General features: G+C 68.1%; 17 protein-coding genes. 9 read left to right on the top strand and 8 right to left on the bottom strand.

The genetic code is table 11. The features are described 5' to 3' along the window. Positions 1-73 precede the first annotated feature (73 nt). From ACZK33_RS16990 to ACZK33_RS16980, 3 genes are read left to right on the top strand one after another with little or no spacing between them, the layout of a single operon-like run. The gene (locus tag ACZK33_RS16990) at positions 74-652 is read left to right on the top strand and encodes an RNA polymerase sigma factor (protein ID WP_032129359.1); all 579 of its coding nucleotides are present in this window, start codon (positions 74-76) and stop codon (positions 650-652) included. Then, the gene (locus ACZK33_RS16985; protein WP_032129360.1) at positions 649-1,182 is read left to right on the top strand and encodes a hypothetical protein; all 534 of its coding nucleotides are present in this window, start codon (positions 649-651) and stop codon (positions 1,180-1,182) included. Before ACZK33_RS16990 ends, ACZK33_RS16985 begins: the two co-directional genes overlap by 4 nt. A gap of 10 nt (positions 1,183-1,192) precedes the next feature. Further along, positions 1,193-2,074 (top strand): DUF4097 family beta strand repeat-containing protein, encoded by an 882-nt coding sequence (locus ACZK33_RS16980; protein ID WP_049421040.1) that lies wholly within the window; start codon positions 1,193-1,195, stop codon positions 2,072-2,074. A gap of 49 nt (positions 2,075-2,123) precedes the next feature. Here the strand turns inward: ACZK33_RS16980 and ACZK33_RS16975 are convergent, their stop codons facing one another. The 3 genes from ACZK33_RS16975 to ACZK33_RS16965 all read right to left on the bottom strand — a co-directional run bounded on the left by ACZK33_RS16975 (position 2,124) and on the right by ACZK33_RS16965 (position 4,202). After that, positions 2,124-2,306 (bottom strand): hypothetical protein, encoded by a 183-nt coding sequence (locus ACZK33_RS16975; protein WP_005410566.1) that lies wholly within the window; start codon positions 2,304-2,306, stop codon positions 2,124-2,126. 11 nt (positions 2,307-2,317) lie between these two features. After that, positions 2,318-2,569 (bottom strand): YkgJ family cysteine cluster protein, encoded by a 252-nt coding sequence (locus ACZK33_RS16970; RefSeq protein WP_005410565.1) that lies wholly within the window; start codon positions 2,567-2,569, stop codon positions 2,318-2,320. A 271-nt stretch (positions 2,570-2,840) separates the two neighbouring features. Continuing rightward, the gene (locus ACZK33_RS16965; protein WP_071228695.1) at positions 2,841-4,202 is read right to left on the bottom strand and encodes an Hsp70 family protein; all 1,362 of its coding nucleotides are present in this window, start codon (positions 4,200-4,202) and stop codon (positions 2,841-2,843) included. 191 nt (positions 4,203-4,393) lie between these two features. Here ACZK33_RS16965 and ACZK33_RS16960 point away from each other — a divergent pair, with 191 nt between their 5' ends. Continuing rightward, on the top strand, positions 4,394-4,729 hold the full coding sequence (locus ACZK33_RS16960; protein WP_010482882.1) for a zinc ribbon domain-containing protein YjdM: 336 nt from the start codon (positions 4,394-4,396) through the stop codon (positions 4,727-4,729). A 6-nt stretch (positions 4,730-4,735) separates the two neighbouring features. Here the strand turns inward: ACZK33_RS16960 and ACZK33_RS16955 are convergent, their stop codons facing one another. Beyond that, positions 4,736-5,890, bottom strand: a complete 1,155-nt coding sequence (locus tag ACZK33_RS16955; RefSeq protein WP_423175076.1) for a tetratricopeptide repeat protein — start codon at positions 5,888-5,890, stop codon at positions 4,736-4,738. A gap of 228 nt (positions 5,891-6,118) precedes the next feature. Between ACZK33_RS16955 and ACZK33_RS16950 the strand changes: the two genes are divergently transcribed. The 4 genes from ACZK33_RS16950 (at position 6,119) to ACZK33_RS16935 (ending at position 8,984) form a co-directional block, all read left to right on the top strand. Then, positions 6,119-6,721 carry an HD domain-containing protein gene (locus tag ACZK33_RS16950; protein ID WP_049421037.1) on the top strand — a complete coding sequence of 201 codons (603 nt, stop codon included), beginning with the start codon at positions 6,119-6,121 and terminating at the stop codon, positions 6,719-6,721. A gap of 50 nt (positions 6,722-6,771) precedes the next feature. Then, positions 6,772-6,945 (top strand): oxidoreductase-like domain-containing protein, encoded by a 174-nt coding sequence (locus ACZK33_RS16945; RefSeq protein WP_049398321.1) that lies wholly within the window; start codon positions 6,772-6,774, stop codon positions 6,943-6,945. Beyond that, positions 6,942-7,559: a DUF998 domain-containing protein gene (locus ACZK33_RS16940; protein ID WP_423175077.1), complete on the top strand. Its 618-nt coding sequence runs from the start codon at positions 6,942-6,944 to the stop codon at positions 7,557-7,559. Before ACZK33_RS16945 ends, ACZK33_RS16940 begins: the two co-directional genes overlap by 4 nt. A gap of 78 nt (positions 7,560-7,637) precedes the next feature. Beyond that, complete coding sequence (locus ACZK33_RS16935) at positions 7,638-8,984, top strand: virulence factor family protein (protein ID WP_275943022.1); 1,347 nt, start codon at positions 7,638-7,640, stop codon at positions 8,982-8,984. Between the two features lie 922 nt (positions 8,985-9,906). Here ACZK33_RS16935 and mprF read toward each other — a convergent pair. Continuing rightward, entirely contained in the window at positions 9,907-12,471 is a 2,565-nt protein-coding gene (mprF, locus tag ACZK33_RS16930; protein WP_423175078.1) for a bifunctional lysylphosphatidylglycerol flippase/synthetase MprF, read from the bottom strand. A 192-nt stretch (positions 12,472-12,663) separates the two neighbouring features. On the opposite strand from mprF, the gene ACZK33_RS16925 reads away from it, so the two are divergent. Beyond that, entirely contained in the window at positions 12,664-13,011 is a 348-nt protein-coding gene (locus tag ACZK33_RS16925; protein ID WP_005410556.1) for a RidA family protein, read from the top strand. A 149-nt stretch (positions 13,012-13,160) separates the two neighbouring features. On the opposite strand, the gene rnfB is transcribed toward ACZK33_RS16925, so the two are convergent. The 3 genes from rnfB to metG form a co-directional block, all read right to left on the bottom strand. Next, positions 13,161-13,574: an Rnf electron transport complex subunit RnfB gene (gene rnfB / locus ACZK33_RS16920; protein WP_080291848.1), complete on the bottom strand. Its 414-nt coding sequence runs from the start codon at positions 13,572-13,574 to the stop codon at positions 13,161-13,163. A gap of 26 nt (positions 13,575-13,600) precedes the next feature. Further along, positions 13,601-14,191 (bottom strand): HAD family hydrolase, encoded by a 591-nt coding sequence (locus ACZK33_RS16915; RefSeq protein ID WP_075677000.1) that lies wholly within the window; start codon positions 14,189-14,191, stop codon positions 13,601-13,603. A 78-nt stretch (positions 14,192-14,269) separates the two neighbouring features. Then, complete coding sequence (metG, locus tag ACZK33_RS16910) at positions 14,270-16,354, bottom strand: methionine--tRNA ligase (protein ID WP_423175079.1); 2,085 nt, start codon at positions 16,352-16,354, stop codon at positions 14,270-14,272. Between the last annotated feature and the right edge of the window lie 81 nt (positions 16,355-16,435).

Below are 16,435 nucleotides of genomic sequence, written 5' to 3'. Positions count from 1 at the left end.
CACCCAAAAGGTTGCATGCCATCGATCATCGATCGGCTCTAAACCTTTTCCCGGGTCGCCGCATCCAAGCGATATGCTCGACACCACCATGCCCGCGCCGCCTGCCGCCAACGACGCCGTCGATGAACCCGCCCTGGTGCGGGCGGCGGCCGCCGGTGATACCGCTGCCTATGAACTGCTGTACCGGCGCCACGCGCCCCGTGTATTCGCTGTGCTGTGGCGGCTGTGTGGCGGCCAGCAGGCACGCGCCGAGGACGCGCTGCAGGAAGCGTTCCTGCAGGCGTGGAAGGCGCTGCCGGGCTTCCGTTTCGAGAGCAGCCTGTCGACCTGGCTGCACCGGCTGGGCGTCAACGCGGCACTGATGGAGCTGCGCGGACGTGCCGGCGGGCAGGATCACGACAGCCTCGACGAAGTGGACGGAGGGTTGCAGGAGCTGGCAGTGCACGATCGTTGCGCCGGCACCGAACGCGACCTCGAACGGGCACTGTCGACACTGCCGCCACGGGCACGTGCGGTACTGGTACTGCACGATATCGAAGGCTGGAAACACCAGGAAATCGCCGAACAGCTGCAGATGGCCGTCGGCAGTTCCAAGGCACAGTTGCATCGTGCGCGCGGCCTGTTGCGCGCACGGCTGGGAGACATGACATGAGTACACACGACCACGATTCCGACCACGATCTGCTGGCCCGGCTGCGCGCGCTGCCGACCGAACGCGGCGTACCCACCGATGGCTGGGCACGCCTGTCGGCGCAGCTGCCGCCGCGTGAACCGCAGGCGGCACCTGCGCCGGGCGACAACGTGGTGGCCCTGCCAGCGCGCTCGCGGCGTCGCTGGTGGCTGCCGGTCGGTGCGGCATTGGCGGCCAGCCTGGCGCTCTACGCGGTGGCACCGTGGCGGCATGCGCAGCCGGAGGTGCCGGTACCTTCAGCGCTGCAGCTGCAGGCGGCGGCGATGACCGAGCAGTACCAGCAGGCCGTCGCTTCGCTGCCCGATGGACGGGCGCCGGAATGGCAGCCGGCGCTGCACGAACTGGATGAAAGCGCAGCGCAGATCCGTGCCGCCTTGGCGCAGGACCCGCGTGCGCCGCACCTGCTTGGCCAGCTCAAGCGCACCTACGCGCTGCGGCTGGAACTGACCCGGCAGGCGGCCTATGCCGCCGAGTCCGGCTTGACGACCTGAGGAGACCCCCATGACCCGAACCCTGATTTCCTGCTGTGTCGCGCTGCTGCTGGCCCCTGCCGTGGCGCTGGCCGACACCCGCATCGACGAGCGCCACACCCTGGCCGCGGGCGGTCGCATCGAGCTGAGCAATGTGGCCGGCAAGGTGACCGTGCGTGGCTGGGACCGCAATGACGTGCAGCTCACCGGCACGCTCAGCGACGGCCTGCAGCTGCGTCAGGAGAAAAGTGCCAACCGTGTGCGCTGGGAGATCGAATACCCGCGCCGCAGCAGCAATGGTGGCGCGACGCTGGTACTGAACGTGCCGCGCTCGGTGGAGCTGCTGCTGAGCACGGTCAGCGCCAGCCAGGACATCAGTGGCATCGATGTGCGACGGCTGCAGGCCGACACGGTCAGCGGCAGCCTGAGCGCGGCTGGCCGCAGTGGCGACAGCAAGCTCAACACGGTCAGTGGCAGCGTCAGCGCACGCCTGCAGACGCCGAAGCTGGACGTGAACACGGTCAGTGGCCGGATCGAGGCCGGCGGCGGCGTGTCCGGTGATATCGGTGCGCAGACGGTGTCCGGCCGGGTCGAGGTGGACGCCGGGCGCGTGCAGCGGCTGGCGGTGGAGACCGTCTCGGGCAGCATCGATCTGGCAGCGGCCGGGTTGGCTCCCGGCGGCCGCATCAACGTCGAATCGGTCAGTGCCTCGGTCACGCTGAGCCTGCCGCGCACGGTGTCGGCACAGCTGTCGGTGAACAGCTTCAGCGGATCGATCAACAGCGATGCCGGGCAGGTGGAGCGCCCGCGCTATGGGCCGGGCAGCCACCTCGATACGCGTCTGGGCAGCGGTGACGGTGACATCCGCATCCAGTCGCATTCGGGCAGTGTGCGGGTACGCCTGGACCGCTGAACGCGATCCGGCAGGCCGCGGCGGCAGCGCCGCCGCGGTCGATACTGGGTCAGCTGGCTTTCTTCAGCGCCCAGGTGGTGCCGAGGACTTCGATCTTGCCACCGGCCTTGCGGAACGCTGCCAGGTCCGAAGCGATCGAATCGCTGCTGACCACAGTGCTGGCGGCCGCGCCCTTGCGTTCGCTGCGGATGCTGTTGCTGGCCTTCGCGGGGGTCTTTGCCTTGCGGGGCATGGTTGCTCCTGTCAGGTGGAAGGGGAGGAAAGCGCCCAGGCATCGGCCTGGCGCAGGTAGTCCTGCCGCTCGCGGCGGCAGTCATCGCCGCCCATCGAAAACTGGCGGCAGATCGCCGGGCGCTGCGAATAGATCGTGCAGCGCAGGTGATAGGGATCGATCGCCGCGCACCAGCCTTCCTCGTTGCGCGCCATCACGGCACGGCCGTGGGTGTCGCGTGACAGGAACTGGCCGGGCACGTGGTCGCCGGGCTGCAGCAGCACGGGCAGCCGGCAACAGACCGCGTCACAACGGCGGCAGTCGATGGGTGCAGGTGCTGCGTCAGGTTGTAAGGCCACAGGGGCCTGGCGGGTGCCCAAAGCGGGTCTCGATGGCGGCTCAGGTGCTGCGCGGACCATGAACGAGCCAGGAAGGCATGGCCGCTAGGCCCGCGGGGCGGGCCAGGCTGCACTGTGGACACACACCGGCGTGGCCGGCGGAAGGTGCAGCGTGGTTCTAGCCGACCAAGAGTAACTTAGACCGCGTAACGTTTTGTTAATCCTGGCTGGCTGCCGCCAGCGCAAGGCCCTGGACCACGCCCAGCGAGGGCTCGCCGTGGACCATGCGGGCCCCCGGGAAGGCCTCGGCCACGGCCTGGCGCAGGTAGCCGGCACGGGACATGCCACCGGTCAGGAACACCGCGTCCGGGTCGCCGCCGATGTCGCTGCGGACCTGGGCCAGCAGCTCGCGGATCTGCTCCAGGTAGCCATGGGCGGCGGCGGCCAGGCCGTCGGCGCTGCTGTCGGCATGCAGGTCGCGGGCGATGTAGTCCAGCGTGCTGCGGTGCTCGCTGGCGGCGCTGAGGGCAATCTTGGCGCGTTCGACATCGCGGTACAGGCGGGCGGTATTGCCGGTGTCCTGCAGGGCCTGCAGGCGCGCGCCCCACGGGTCGTCGACGTGATCGTATTTGTGCTGGCGGAAGTCGCGCTGGCGCGTCATGTCCTGCACGGTGGCGGCTTCCACGTAGTGGTGGGCGGGCACGCGGGTGATGCCGCGGCCGAACAGCGGCATGTAGCTGGACAGGCTCAGCGCCAGATCGATGTCGGTACCGCCACGGGCGATACCCCAGGCGCGGTGGATGCGCGGCGCAGCATCGCCACCAACCTCGGCGTGGGCGATATCGGTGGTACCGCCGCCGATGTCAACGATCACCGCCTGGTGCCGCTCGCGGCTTTCGGCGTGGTAATGCATGGCCGCCGCGGCCGGTTCCTCGAGGAAATCGATCTGGTCGAAACCGGCCTGGGTGGCGGCTTCGCGCAGGATGTCCAGTGCCTGATCGTTGCCGGCCGCGCCGATCGAGCTGCGGAACTGCACCGGGCGGCCGAGCAGGGCGGCACGCAGCGGCTGGCCAAGCTGGGCGCTGGCGGTCAGGCGGATGTGCTCGAGGATGTGCGCGGCGATGCCGGTGATGGTCTGCTTCGCGCGCGGGTGCAGGTTGTAGCCCAGCATCGACTTCGGGCTCTGCACCAGGTTGCCTTCGTGTTCCTCGAAATAGGCTTCCAGCGCGTCGTCGCCGTAGACCGCGTTCTGCAGCAGGTCGCTGGCGCTGCGCTCCTTGCCGGCGCGGGCTTCCATCCATTCCCGGCGCAGTGCGCGCAGGGCTTCGCGGCGCAGCGCCTGCGGCGTGCGTTCCTGGCCGGCGGCGCGGGCCGCGCGCGCGGCGCTGTCGATCATCTGCTGCAGCTCGTGTTCCTGGCCGGCGTCGAGCTGGAAGTCGTCCGGGTCGGGCACCACGCCAGGGAAGTACACGCTGGTGCGGAACTGCTCGGCGTCGCCGAAGCGGATCGGCAGCAGTTTCCCCTCATGCACGATGGCGGCGGCGGAGTTGCTGGTACCGAAGTCGATGCCGAGGCGCATGGGGAGTTCCGGGGGCGATCAGGGGCCGCGCACTCTGCTGCAGTTCGTCGCCGACTGCAAGTTCCTGCGGCCTTCTGTTCTGGGTGGGGGTTCCGGATCGGGTCATGCGAGCCGCCGGGCGCTGGCCGGAAAAGGGCAGGGAGGCAGGCGGTTACAATGGCGGCTGTTGATTCACTTTGAGGTACTTGCTGATGTCTTCTGCCCCCGCCTGCCCGCAGTGCACCCTGGAAAACACCTACGCCGATGGTGCGCTGTGGATCTGCGCCGACTGCGGTTTCGAATGGACCGCCGAGGAAAGCGCCGGTTCCACCCTGGTCGTGCGTGACAGCAACGGCAACACCCTGCAGGCCGGCGACACCGTCACCGTGATCAAGGACCTGAAGGTCAAGGGCTCCTCGATCCCGCTCAAGCAGGGCACCGTGATCCGCAACATCCGCCTGGTCGAGGATGACGCCGAGCACATCGAAGGCAACTCGGACAAGATCAAGGGCCTGGTCCTGAAGACCTGCTTCCTCAAGAAGGCCTGATCACCTTCAGCGCTTGGCCTGCTGCTGCGCGCGCCAGCGGGCCAGGCTGTCCAGCTTGGCCTGGTAGCGCGCCTGCTCCGGCGCGCCCCCCAGTTCCTGCGCACGCAGCAGTTCGCGATCGGCGCGCTTGAGCTGGCCAGCCAGGAAATAGACGCGTGCCAGCCCGAAGTGGAACTGATGCGCGGTGTCATACAGGCGCACGGCCTGCCGGTAATAGCGGATCGCCTGGTCCAGCTGGCCGGCACGTTCGGCCTTGGCGCCGAACATGTACTGCGCGAACGGGTCTTCGCGCTGCACCGACTTCAACCGGCGCTCAAGTGACTGCGCCTGCGCGGTCAAGCCCAGGCTGCGGAACAGCGCGGAGGCATTGGTCAGTGCGGCATCCTGGCGGCCTTCCAGCTGCAGCGATCGGTCCAGCGCCTGCCGCGCCGCCTCGTTGTTGCCTTCGCGGTGGTCGAGCACGCCGAGGTTGTTCCACACCGGAGCGAACCCGCTGTCCTGAGCCAGGGACGCGTCGAAGAATGCACGCGCGCCGACGAAATCACCGTCGGCGAGGCGCTCCGCACCCCGGTTGTTGTAGAAGTGCGCCAACGCCCGCGCACGGCTGACGGGAACCGGGCCGCGGCGGTCATAGAGCACATTGCGGTCCAGATCGACGGTACCGAAACGCCCACCGACGTCGACACCGGCGTTGACGTGGCCGACGCTGTAGACCACGCCCGCGTCCTGGTCCTGGTACCAGGACACCACCTGCCCGACTTCCTGCACGCGGGCCTGGATGCCAGCCTCCCGCGCAAGCGTCACGAACAGCAGGGTGAAGGCCAGGCAGTTGGCGCGGCGGTGCTGCCAGATATCGCTGACGGTGTAGGTCGCATTGGCGTCGTACTGCAGGTCCAGCCCGTGCTGGTCGAAGATCATCTCCACGAGCGCCTGCAGCCGCTGGTCGCGGGAGTAGCTGCGCTGGATCACCTGCTTCTGGAGCATCGCACGCAGGTCCGCGGGAATGGCGAACACTTCTTCCGGGGTCGGCACACGTGCGGCCGACACGGTGATGGTCGGGGTCGTCACCACATCGGCGGGCGGTGCCTGGTCTGCGCCGAAGGCGGGAGCACAGAAGGCCAGCAGCGAAAGAGTGAGGCAATGGGCGGCAGAACGGTACATGACGGTTCCCGGCAGCGGCGGGCGCTCCCGCCTGTGGCGAGTGTATGCCCATGGATGTCCGGCTGCAGCGACCGTTGGTCGGCGCCGCGTTCATCCACAACCGGTGTGGACCAGCGCTCGACAAAGCTGTGGACAACTGGCTCCGGGCCCCGCCTGGCAAGCGTTGTGAGTGCGTGGTGAAAAAACCGCCAGCTTGCCCGGCGCCGGCACAGGCGGGATGATCCGGTCATGGACTTCTCACCGCTGACGCTTGCCCCGGCGCAGTGGCAGGCGCTGCAGGACAGCTATGCAACGCCGCCACGGGCCTACCACCACTTCGGCCATGTGCGCGCGGTGCTGCAGCATTGCCAGGATGTCGCCGACGGCCCCGGCTGGAAGCAGCCGGCCGAGATCTATCTGGCCGTGCTCTATCACGATGCGATCTACCAGGCGGGGCGCAAGGACAACGAGGCGCGTTCGGCGCAGCTGGCTCTGCAGGCGATCACACAGGCGCCAGAGCTTGCCACTGTCGACGCCGCTCGCGTGGAGCAATTGATCCTGCTGACCGCCCGCCACGGCGCGCTTGGTCCGGAGGATGTGGATGCCGAGGCGGCGCTGTTCCTGGACTGCGACATGGCGATCCTGGCCGCGCCGGAACCGGTGTTCGCTGCCTATGACCGTGGCGTGGCCGAAGAATACAAAGGGGTGGTGCCGGGCTTCCTGTACCGTGCCGGCCGTCGCCGCTTCCTGCAGGGCCTGCTGCGCGCTCCGCGGATCTTCCTCAGCGAGTTCTTCCACCAGCGCCTGGACGCGGCCGCCCGTGACAACCTGCGACGTCAGCTGGGCGTTTGAGCCGGCCCGGTACACTGGCGACCTGTTTCCAATGATTGCCGTTTCCGACCGTGTCCGTCCCTGATCCCGATCCCCGCCCGCTGCCACCGGAAGAACCCGGCCCCAACGAATGCTGCGGCAGTGGTTGCCCGCTGTGTGTGCTGGACCTGTATTCCGATGAGCTGCAGCGCTACCGCAAGGCGCTGGCCGAGTGGAAGACGCGGCATCCAGAGGCCGCACCATGAGCCGTGCACGCCCGGCGGCGGTGCTGGCGCTGGTGGCACTGGTGCTGTTCGTGGCCACCGCGCTGTGGACCCAGGTCGCGCGCAGTGATCTGGACTGGGTGCGGGCGACCTTGAGCCTGTACCTGCACGGGCCGTGGGGGCTGGCATTGCGCGCTGCCTACTGCCTGCTGGCGCTGGCCATTGCGGCGCTTGGCATTGCGCTGTATCGCGGCAGCATCGGCCCGCGGCGCAGTGCGGCGGCACCATTGCTGTTCACGGTTTCCGCGCTGGGGCTGGCGACGGTCGCCATCGGCGACAGCTGGCTGCCTGAAGCAACACCGCTGCTGGCACCGTTCATCCATGGGCTGGCAGCCAACACGGCGTTCCTGTGTGCCAGCGTCGGCATGCTGCTGCAGGCCTGGTATCTGCGCCGCGAACCGGGTTGGCAGTCCGCTGCGGGCCTGCTCTGGGGCTGGGCATGGCTGGCCTTTGTGCTGCTGTGGCTGCATGTGCTGTGGCGTGGTGGTCCACCGCGTGGGCTGGGACAGAAAGTGGTGATCGCGGTGATCGTTGGCTGGCTGCTGTATCTGGCGATGGCGCTGCACCGTCGCAGCCGTCGGGCCGCAGCCCACTGAATCCCCAACGGCCTGCGCCGGTACGTGCCGTGCACGCGGCGGCGGCGTATCGTGTGCGCATTCCATCGGGGATGCGATATGAAGCGTGCAGGGCTGGGCAGGGCAATGGGTGTGGTACTGGCGCTGGCCGCGCTGCCGGCAACGGCGGCCGTGACCCCGCAGCAGTTCAGCCATGGGCGGTTCGAGCAGATTCCGGTGCACATGCCATCCGGCACGCCGCAACGGGTGGTGATCTGGTTCCACGAACCCACGGCCGGTGGTGACACCAGCCGCCTGCCGATCGAGGCCCTGCGTGCCGATGGCGCGCTGGTCGCGGCAGTGGACATTGCGCACCTGCGCGGTGTGCTCAAGCGCGAGGGGGACCCGACCTGTTCGTTCGGTTCCGGTGACGTCGAGAATTTCTCACGTTGGCTGCAGGCCTCGCTGCATCTGCCCGGCTACCACCTGCCGCTGGTCGGCGGTGATGGCGAAGGTGCCGAGATGGCCTATTCGCTGGCAGCGCAGGCCGATACCCAGGTGTTCGCCGGTGTACTGACCACCGGCTTCTGCCCGGACCACAACCACCAGCGCATGGTCTGCGGCGATGGTGTGAAGCACGACAGGCTGCAGCCGGCCGAACTGAATTTTCCGTGGTTGAGCGCGGCCGGTGACCGCGGCTGCAAGGTCGGCCAGGCCAGCGCGTTCGTGCAGCAGGTCGCGATGGCACGCGAGTTCAAGCGCACCGCGCGCGGTGATGCGTCACCGGGCCTGGTGGCTGCGGCACGGGTGATCGGCGCGCAGGCCGGCGTCAGCCTCGCACCGCCGCCTGCTGCACTGAAGGGCCTGCCCGTGGTGGAAATGCCGGCGACCGGCAGCGGCGATACGCTGGCGGTGTTCGTCTCCGGTGACGGTGGCTGGGCTGGCCTGGACAAGAACGTGGCGTCGTCACTCAACGAGCATGGCGTGGCGGTCGTCGGCATCGATTCGCTGCGCTACTTCTGGAGCGAGCGCACACCGAAGGGCTTTGCGGGCGACCTGCAGAAGATCATCGACCACTACCGCCAGCAATGGCACCGCGACAAGGTGATGTTGATCGGTTTCTCGCAGGGCGCCGACGTGCTGCCGGCCACCATCAACCAGCTCGACGTCGGCACCCGTGAGGCGCTGGAGCGCATCGTGCTGCTGTCGGTGGGCAGGAAGGCCGACTTCGAATTCCATGTCAGCAACTGGCTGGGCGGTGGCGGCGACGGCCTGCCGATCGCACCGGAAGTGGCCAGGCTGCCGGCGGAAAAAACGCTGTGCGTGTACGGCGACAAGGATGAGGACGCGCTGTGCCCGGATCTGCCGGCCAATGACGGCGTGAGGAAGGTGAAGCTGCCGGGCGATCACCATTTCGGTGGCGATTACGACCGCCTCGCCGAAGTGATCCTGAAGGGCGGGGTGTAGCGTTTGGTAGACGCCGATCTTGGTCGGCGCTGGGGCTGAAGGTGCCGCGGGATGAGCGTGTCGACCAAGGTCGACACCTACCAGGCGCATGTAGCGTCGAGCCACGCCCGACGGCTGTTGGTAGACGCCGACCTTGGTCGGCGCCGGGGCTGAAGGTGCCGTGGAATGAGCGTGTCCACCAAGGTCGACACCTACCAGGCGCATGTAGCGTCGAGCCACGCCCGACGGCTGTTGGTAGACGCCGACCTTGGCCGGCGCTGGGGCTGAAGGCACCGCGGGATGAGCGTGTCCACCAAGGTCGACACCTACCAGGCGCATGTAGCGTCGAGCCACGCCCGACGGCTGTTGGTAGACGCCGACCTTGGCCGGCGCTGGGGCTGAAGGCACCGCGGGATGAGCGTGTCGACCAAGGTCGACACCTACCCGGCGCATGTAGCGTCGAGCCACGCCCGACGGCTGTCGGTAGACGCCGACCTTGGTCGGCGCTGGGGCTGAAGGTGCCGTGGAATGAGCGTGTCGACCAAGGTCGACACCTACCAGGCGCATGTAGCGTCGAGCCATGCTCGACGGCTGTTGGTAGACGCCGACCTTGGTCGGCGCCGGGGCTGAAGGCACCGCGGGATGAGCGTGTCGACCAAGGTCGACACCTACCAGACGCATGTAGCGTCGAGCCACGCTCGACGGCTGTTGGTAGACGCCGACCTTGGTCGGCGCCGGGGCTGAAGGTGCCGTGGAATGAGCGTGTCGACCAAGGTCGACACCTACCCGGCGCATGTAGCGTCGAGCCACGCCCGACGGCTGTTGGTAGACGCCGACCTTGGTCGGCGCCGGGGCTGAAGGTGCCGTGGAATGAGCGTGTTCACCAGGGTCGACACCTACCGGGTGGCAGGTAGCGCCGGGTCATGCCCGGCGGATCGCGGCTTCAATTCCGCCGCGGATCCAGCGAGATCAGGCGCGTGGCATCCAGCAGCGCGGCCGGCAGATGCATGCCGCCGGGCGCGGCGAGATAGCGCGGCCGCCACTGCGGATCGAACTTCGATTTGAAGCGGCGCAGGCCACTGAACCCGTAGAAGCGTTCGCCGTGCCGCGCCAGCAGACCGGCCAGTCGGTTCCAGCGACCGGCCAGCCGATGCTGTGCCAGCCCGGACAACGGTGCCATGCCCAGCGAGAAACGCGCATAGCCCTGCGCGCGGCCCCACAGGAACAGTTCGATGAAGAGGAAGTCCATCGTGCCCTTCGGTGCTTCGTTGACGTGGCGCATCAGGTCGACCGACAGCTCGGCGCCGGCCGGTGCCTGCCACAGGTTGGCGAACGCCACGATCTGGCCCTCGGCTTCGACCAGCGCGACCGGGAAGCGCACCAGGTAGTCCGGGTCGTAGCTGCCCAGCGAGAAGCCCTTCTCATCGCCGGCCTTGTCTTCCAGCCATGCGTTGGAAATTGCGTGCAGGCGCGGCAGCAGGCTGGGAATTTCCTCCACCGGTGCCACGCGGAAAGACAGGCCACCGCGCTTGCCCCGGTTCCAGGCCTGGCGCAGATCGGCGCGTTCGCGGCCTTCCAGGCCGAAGTCATGCAGCGGCACCATCGCTTCCTCGCCCAGCTTGACCAGGCCCAGGCCCAGGTCGAGGTAGGTCTGCCAGTAGGTCTCGCCCACTTGGTAGAACACCGGGCGCAGGCCCAGCCGGTCGGCTTCCTCGCGGAAGCGCCAGATCAACGCGCGCGCCACGTCAGGCGGGCCGACCGGATCGCCCATCGCGATCAGCGAACCGCCGTAGCGCTGCATCATCACGAAGCCCTGTTTCGCGTCATCGCGCAGCACCGCCTTGTCGGCGGTCAGTACCAGGCAGGCCTGGGTATCGGTGGCACCGGCCAGTACCGGCGCCAGCGACTGCAGCGTGGCTTCGTCGGCGGGTTGCAGCGGGCTGCGCGTGCTGTGCAGCAACCGCGCCAGGCCGAACATCACCAGCGCGATGGCCACCACCAGCAACGCACGCAGCGCGCGCGGCGCGTTGCCGGACACCGCGAACTGCCACCACAGCTCGTTCTGGTACTCGACGTGGCTGTAAGTGAAGAACAGCAGCCAGGTGACCGCGACCAGCACCAGGCCGAGGTTGCGCAGCCACGGCCACGACCAGGCTTCATCCAGCAGTGCGCCCTGGCGGTAGAACTCGCGGCGCGCGGCCCACAGCGCCATCGCCGCCAGCACTGCGGAAACTGCGATCAGCCATTGGCCACCACGCAGCCACAACGGCAACGGGGTGACCACGCACACCACCATCGCCAGCATCCACGCCGCATGGCTGCGCCGGGCCAGGCCCTGGCCGATCAGCAGCAGCGCGACCCCGCTGAGGCTGCCGATCAGGTGCGAGGTTTCCAGGATCGGCAGCGAGGCGTTGACCAGGTGACGGCGCGGCGTCGGCAGCGTGCCGTCGATGACCAGCGCGGCGCCGATGCTGAACACCGCCAGCGCGATGATCTGCGGCAGCCACGGGCGCAGCGCGTTCCAGCCGGCACGCGTTGCTCCGGCGCTGGCCTGCAGCGGCTGCCGCAGGGCAGGCGCAAGGGCGAGCAGGGTGGCCAGCACCAGCGGCAGCACGTAGTAGGTGACGCGATAGATCAGCGCCGCCGCCAGCACCGCTGCCGGTGCCACCTGCGGCAACAGCTTCAGCAGGCTCCACTCGAACACACCCAGGCCCGCGGGCACGGTGGAGACCAGGCCGGCCAGCACTGCCACCAGGTAGAGCCCGACGAAGCCTGGCAGACCGGTGGGCGTGGAGTCCGGCAGCAGCACGTAGAACGCGGCACTGGCCAGCACCAGTTCGATCACGCTGAGCACGGTGACACCGATCATGGTGCGGCGGTCGGGCAGCCACAAGGCATGACCGAATACGCTGAACTGCCGTCCATCGCGGCCGACCAGCAGCACCGTGGCGAGGTAGGCGAGCAACGCGACGATGCCGACGATACGTACCGCATTGGGATCCAGCGGCAGCGCCAAGGCTGCGGCAGCCGGTTCCATGCACAGCGCCACACTGATCAGCAGCCATGCACCGAACACGAAGCCGAGCGTGCTCATCAGCACCACCTGGCCGATCTGCGCCAGGTCCAGGCCGGCGCTGCGGTAGCCACGCAGGCGCACCGCGCCGCCGGTCAACGCGGCAAAACCCACGGTCTGGCCCAGCGTGTGCGCAAGGAACGCAGTGATGCCGATGCGCGCGGGGTGCACGCGGATGCCGCTGCGACGCAGGCCGATGGCATCGAAACCGATCAGGCAGGCGTAACTGGCCAGGCCGAGTACCACGGTGAGCGCGATCTGCGTGCCGCTGAGCTGCCGGAACGCCTGGCGGATGGCGCGATAGCCGTGCTCGTCGAACTCGTTGGCCAGGCCGTGCAGGGCCAGGGCGAGGATCAGCAGGGGGATGACGATGGTGGCAACCCGCTTCCAGGTTGGCGTGGAAGAGGCGGTGGTGGAGTCGACGGGGGCGGTCATCGGCGCAAGGGTGCGGCAGGAGGGGCGAGGGCGGTGTCAACGCGGGCGTGGCGCATCGTGCGCCTGTCATCGTCATTTGACCAGTGGGACCGTCGGAGTCCGGTAGTGACGTGTCGCGGAGGATGCCCGTGCACCCACCGTCGACCGGTTTGGAGGACAATGCAGGCCTGATCAACCGCAGGAGCCACGCCCATGATGGAGCGTTACGACGTCGGACCGCGCATGTCCGAAATGACCGTATACAACAAGGTCGCCTATCTCTCCGGCCAGATTCCGGAAGACACCAGCCAGGACATCACCGGCCAGACCCGGCAGGTGCTGGCAGAAATCGACAAGCTGCTGGCGTTGGTCGCCAGTGACCGCCAGCACGTGCTGCGCGCCGAGGTGTTCCTGGCCGACATGGCCGACTTCGACGGCATGAACAAGGCGTGGGATGAGTGGGTGGTCGAGGGTGCGACCCCGGCGCGTGCCACGGTCGAGGCCAAGCTGGCCCACGCTGACTGGAAGGTCGAGATCGTAGTGACGGCGGCGGTACCGTAACGGCAGGCAAGGTCAGGTCCCACCAGCGGAGGGTAGAGTCGACGGTTAGTCGACTATCGCGCGCAGCGCGGGGTTTTGCGCCGCCGGAACGAAGAGCAGTCGCAACCGTCGACTCTACCCCGCCGCTCGACTGCCGGTTGGTCTGGTGGCTACGTTGGCACCAGCTCGATGCAGTCCACCGGGCACGGTGGAATGCACAGCTCGCAACCGGTGCACAGATCGGCAATGACCGTGTGCATGTACTTGGCGCCACCGACGATGGCATCCACCGGGCAGGCCTGGATGCACTTGGTGCAGCCGATGCAGTCGGCTTCCACGATCAATGCCACCTGCGGCGCCTTGTGCTCGCCGCGCGAACGATCAAACGGAATGGCGGGTACGTCCAGTACCTGCGCCAGTGCGCGCGCGCCAGCGTCGCCGCCCGGCGGGCAGCGGTCCACGCCTGCCTCGCCGCGCGCCATGGCCTGCGCGTACGGGCGGCAGCCGTCGTAGCCGCATTGCCCGCATTGGGTCTGCGGCAGCAGGCGGTCGAGGCGTTCGGTCAGGGGAGGAATCAGGCTCATGCGTGGCGAAGGCTGCGCGTTGGGGGTTACTTCAGGGGTTTGCCACGGAACCAGCGCTCGTGGGCCAGCGCCAGCATCGGCTTGTCCTCGGAACTGTCACCGTAGGCATGGATGCGCACGTAGCGCGACAGATCGAACTGGCGACGGATGTGCTCGACCTTGCGCGGGCCGCAGTCGCCTCCGGCATAACGACCGGTCAGGCGGCCGTCCTGGCTCTCCAGCCGGTTGCAGATCAGCTGCAGGCCCAGCTGCTCGCACCACGGCCGCAGGTACAGGTCCAGCGAGCCGGACACGATCACCACGGTATGCTGCTGTTCCTTGTGCCAGCGGATCTGCTCGAGCATTTCCGGGCGCACAACCTCGGGCAGGAACTCACGCGAGAAGCCTGCCGCCAGCGTGGTGATGTCATCGCTGTGGCGGTCGCTGAAGGTCAGGCGGGTGACGCGTGCGCGGATGCGTTCGGCCGAGATCAGCTTCAGCTTGTATGCGGCCAGCCACGGGCCGACCTTCCACCACGCCTGCGCCAGCTGTTCGGCGGTGGCCACGCGGCGCAGGAAACGGCCATAGGTATCGCAGGTGGTCACGGTGTGGTCGAAGTCGAACAGCGCCAGTTCCATTCCGTTGCTTCCCATCGCGTTGCCTCCGCTGGCCGGTGCTGCCGGCGGGCGCGGCGGTGGCCACGCCCGCTGCGGGCATCAGCGGACCGGCATGCCCGGCTGCGCGCCGCTGTCGGCGTCAAGCAGCGCCAGCGCGCCGCCGTCGAAACCGGCCGACAGGATCATGCCCTCGCTCAGGCCGAAGCGCATCTTGCGCGGGGCCAGGTTGGCGATGAACACCACGCTGCGGCCGACCAGGGTTTCCGGCTCGCCGTAGCTGCCACGGATGCCGGAGAAGATCTGGCGCTTGCCCAGTTCGCCTGCGTCCAGTTCGAAGCGCAGCAGCTTGTCCGAGCCTTCCACGAACTCGCACACCAGCACCTTGCCGATGCGCAGGTCGAGCTTGGCGAAATCGTCGATGCCGATGTAGGCCGGAGCGTCGCCGCCCTTGGTTTCGTCCTTGGCCGGTGCCGGTGCGGCCGGCTTGACCGCTTCGGTCTTGGCGGCGGGAGCGGCGGCAGCGGCGGCCGGCTGCAGGGTGTCCTTGGAGGCGTCGATCATGGCGTCAATCTTCTTCGGGTCGATACGGGTGAACAGCGGGGTGTACTCGGTGATGCGGTGGCCCAGCAGCGGCTGTGCCAGCTCGGTCCAGTCGTTCACCGGCGCAGCCAGGAAGGCTTCGGCCTGCGCGGCGGTGGCCGGCAGCACCGGCTTCAGGGCGGTGACCAGCACGCGGAACAGGTTCAGGCCCTGGCTGCACACGGCCTGCAGCTGTGCGTCGGCACCTTCCTGCTTGGCGATGACCCACGGCTTGACGTCGTCGATGTAGCGGTTGGCTTCGTCAGCCAGGGTCATGGTCAGGCGGATCGCCGCGGCCGGGTCATTGCGCTCGTAGGCTTCACGGATCGGCGCCAGGCCGTCGACGAAGCGCTGGTACTGCGCCGCATCGGGCAGCTGCGCGGCCAGCTGGCCGTCGAAGCGCTTGCTGATGAAGCCGGCGCAGCGGCTGGCCAGGTTGACGAACTTGCCGACCAGGTCGGCGTTGACGCGGGCGATGAAGTCACCCAGGTTCAGGTCGAGATCGTCGACGCCACCGCCGGACTTGGCGGCGTAGTAGTAGCGCAGCGCTTCCGGCTCCAGGCTGGCATCGAGGAAGGTACGCGCCATCACGAAGGTGCCGCGCGACTTGCTCATCTTGGCACCGTCCACGGTCAGGTAGCCGTTGACGTGCAGGCGGGTCGGCGCGCGGTGGCCGGTACCGTGCAGCACCGCCGGCCAGAACAGGCCGTGGAAGTTGACGATGTCCTTGCCGATGAAGTGGTGCAGCTCGGTGCTGGTGCCGGCGCGCAGATGCGCTTCGAAGTCTTCGCCGAGCTTGTCGCACAGGGTCTGGAAGCTGGACAGGTAGCCGATCGGAGCATCCAGCCAGACGTAGAAGTACTTGCCCGGCTGGCCGGGAATCTGGAAACCGAAGTACGGTGCGTCGCGCGAGATGTCCCACGCGCGCAGGCCACCTTCGGCATTGAGCCACTCACCCAGCTTGGCCTTCACGCCCGGCAGGGCGACATCGCCGGCCAGCCATTCGCGCAGGAATGCATCGAAGTGGCCCACCTCGAAGAAGAAGTGCTCCGAATCGCGCATTTCCGGCGTGGCACCGGAGATGACCGAACGCGGCTCCTTCAGGTCGGTCGGCGCATAGGTGGCGCCGCAGACTTCGCAGTTGTCGCCGTACTGGTCGGGGCTGCCGCAGTTCGGGCAGATGCCCTTGACGTAGCGGTCGGGCAGGAACATGCCCTTGGCCGGGTCGTAGAACTGCGCCACCGAGCGGCGGCTGATGTGGCCGGCCGCTTCCAGCTTCAGGTAGAACTGCTCGGTCAGCGCCTTGTTGGCCGCCGAATTGGTCGAGTCGTAGTGGTCGAAGGCCACGCCGAAGGCGGCGAAGTCACGTTCGTGACTGGCCTGGATGTTGGCGATGAAGGTTTCCGGGGTGACCCCGGCCTTCTCCGCGGCCAGCATGATCGGCGTGCCGTGGGTGTCGTCGGCGCAGACGAACCAGGCCTTGCCGCCACTCATTCGCCGCGCACGCACCCAGATGTCGGCCTGGATGTAGCCGACCAGGTGGCCCAGATGCAGCGGGCCGTTGGCGTAGGGCAGGGCGGTGGTGACGAGCGCGGTACGGGTCATGGTCGCGGGGTGAAGCCGAGGGGAACCGCAGAGTATCGCATGCCCGCAACGACGTGACCCGGCCGAAGCCGGGTCACGGGG

The organism is Stenotrophomonas sp. 86156_Sma (assembly GCF_056481625.1).
The sequence above is the reverse complement of the archived record's forward strand: the minus strand, read 5'-3'. Positions and strand labels throughout refer to the sequence as shown.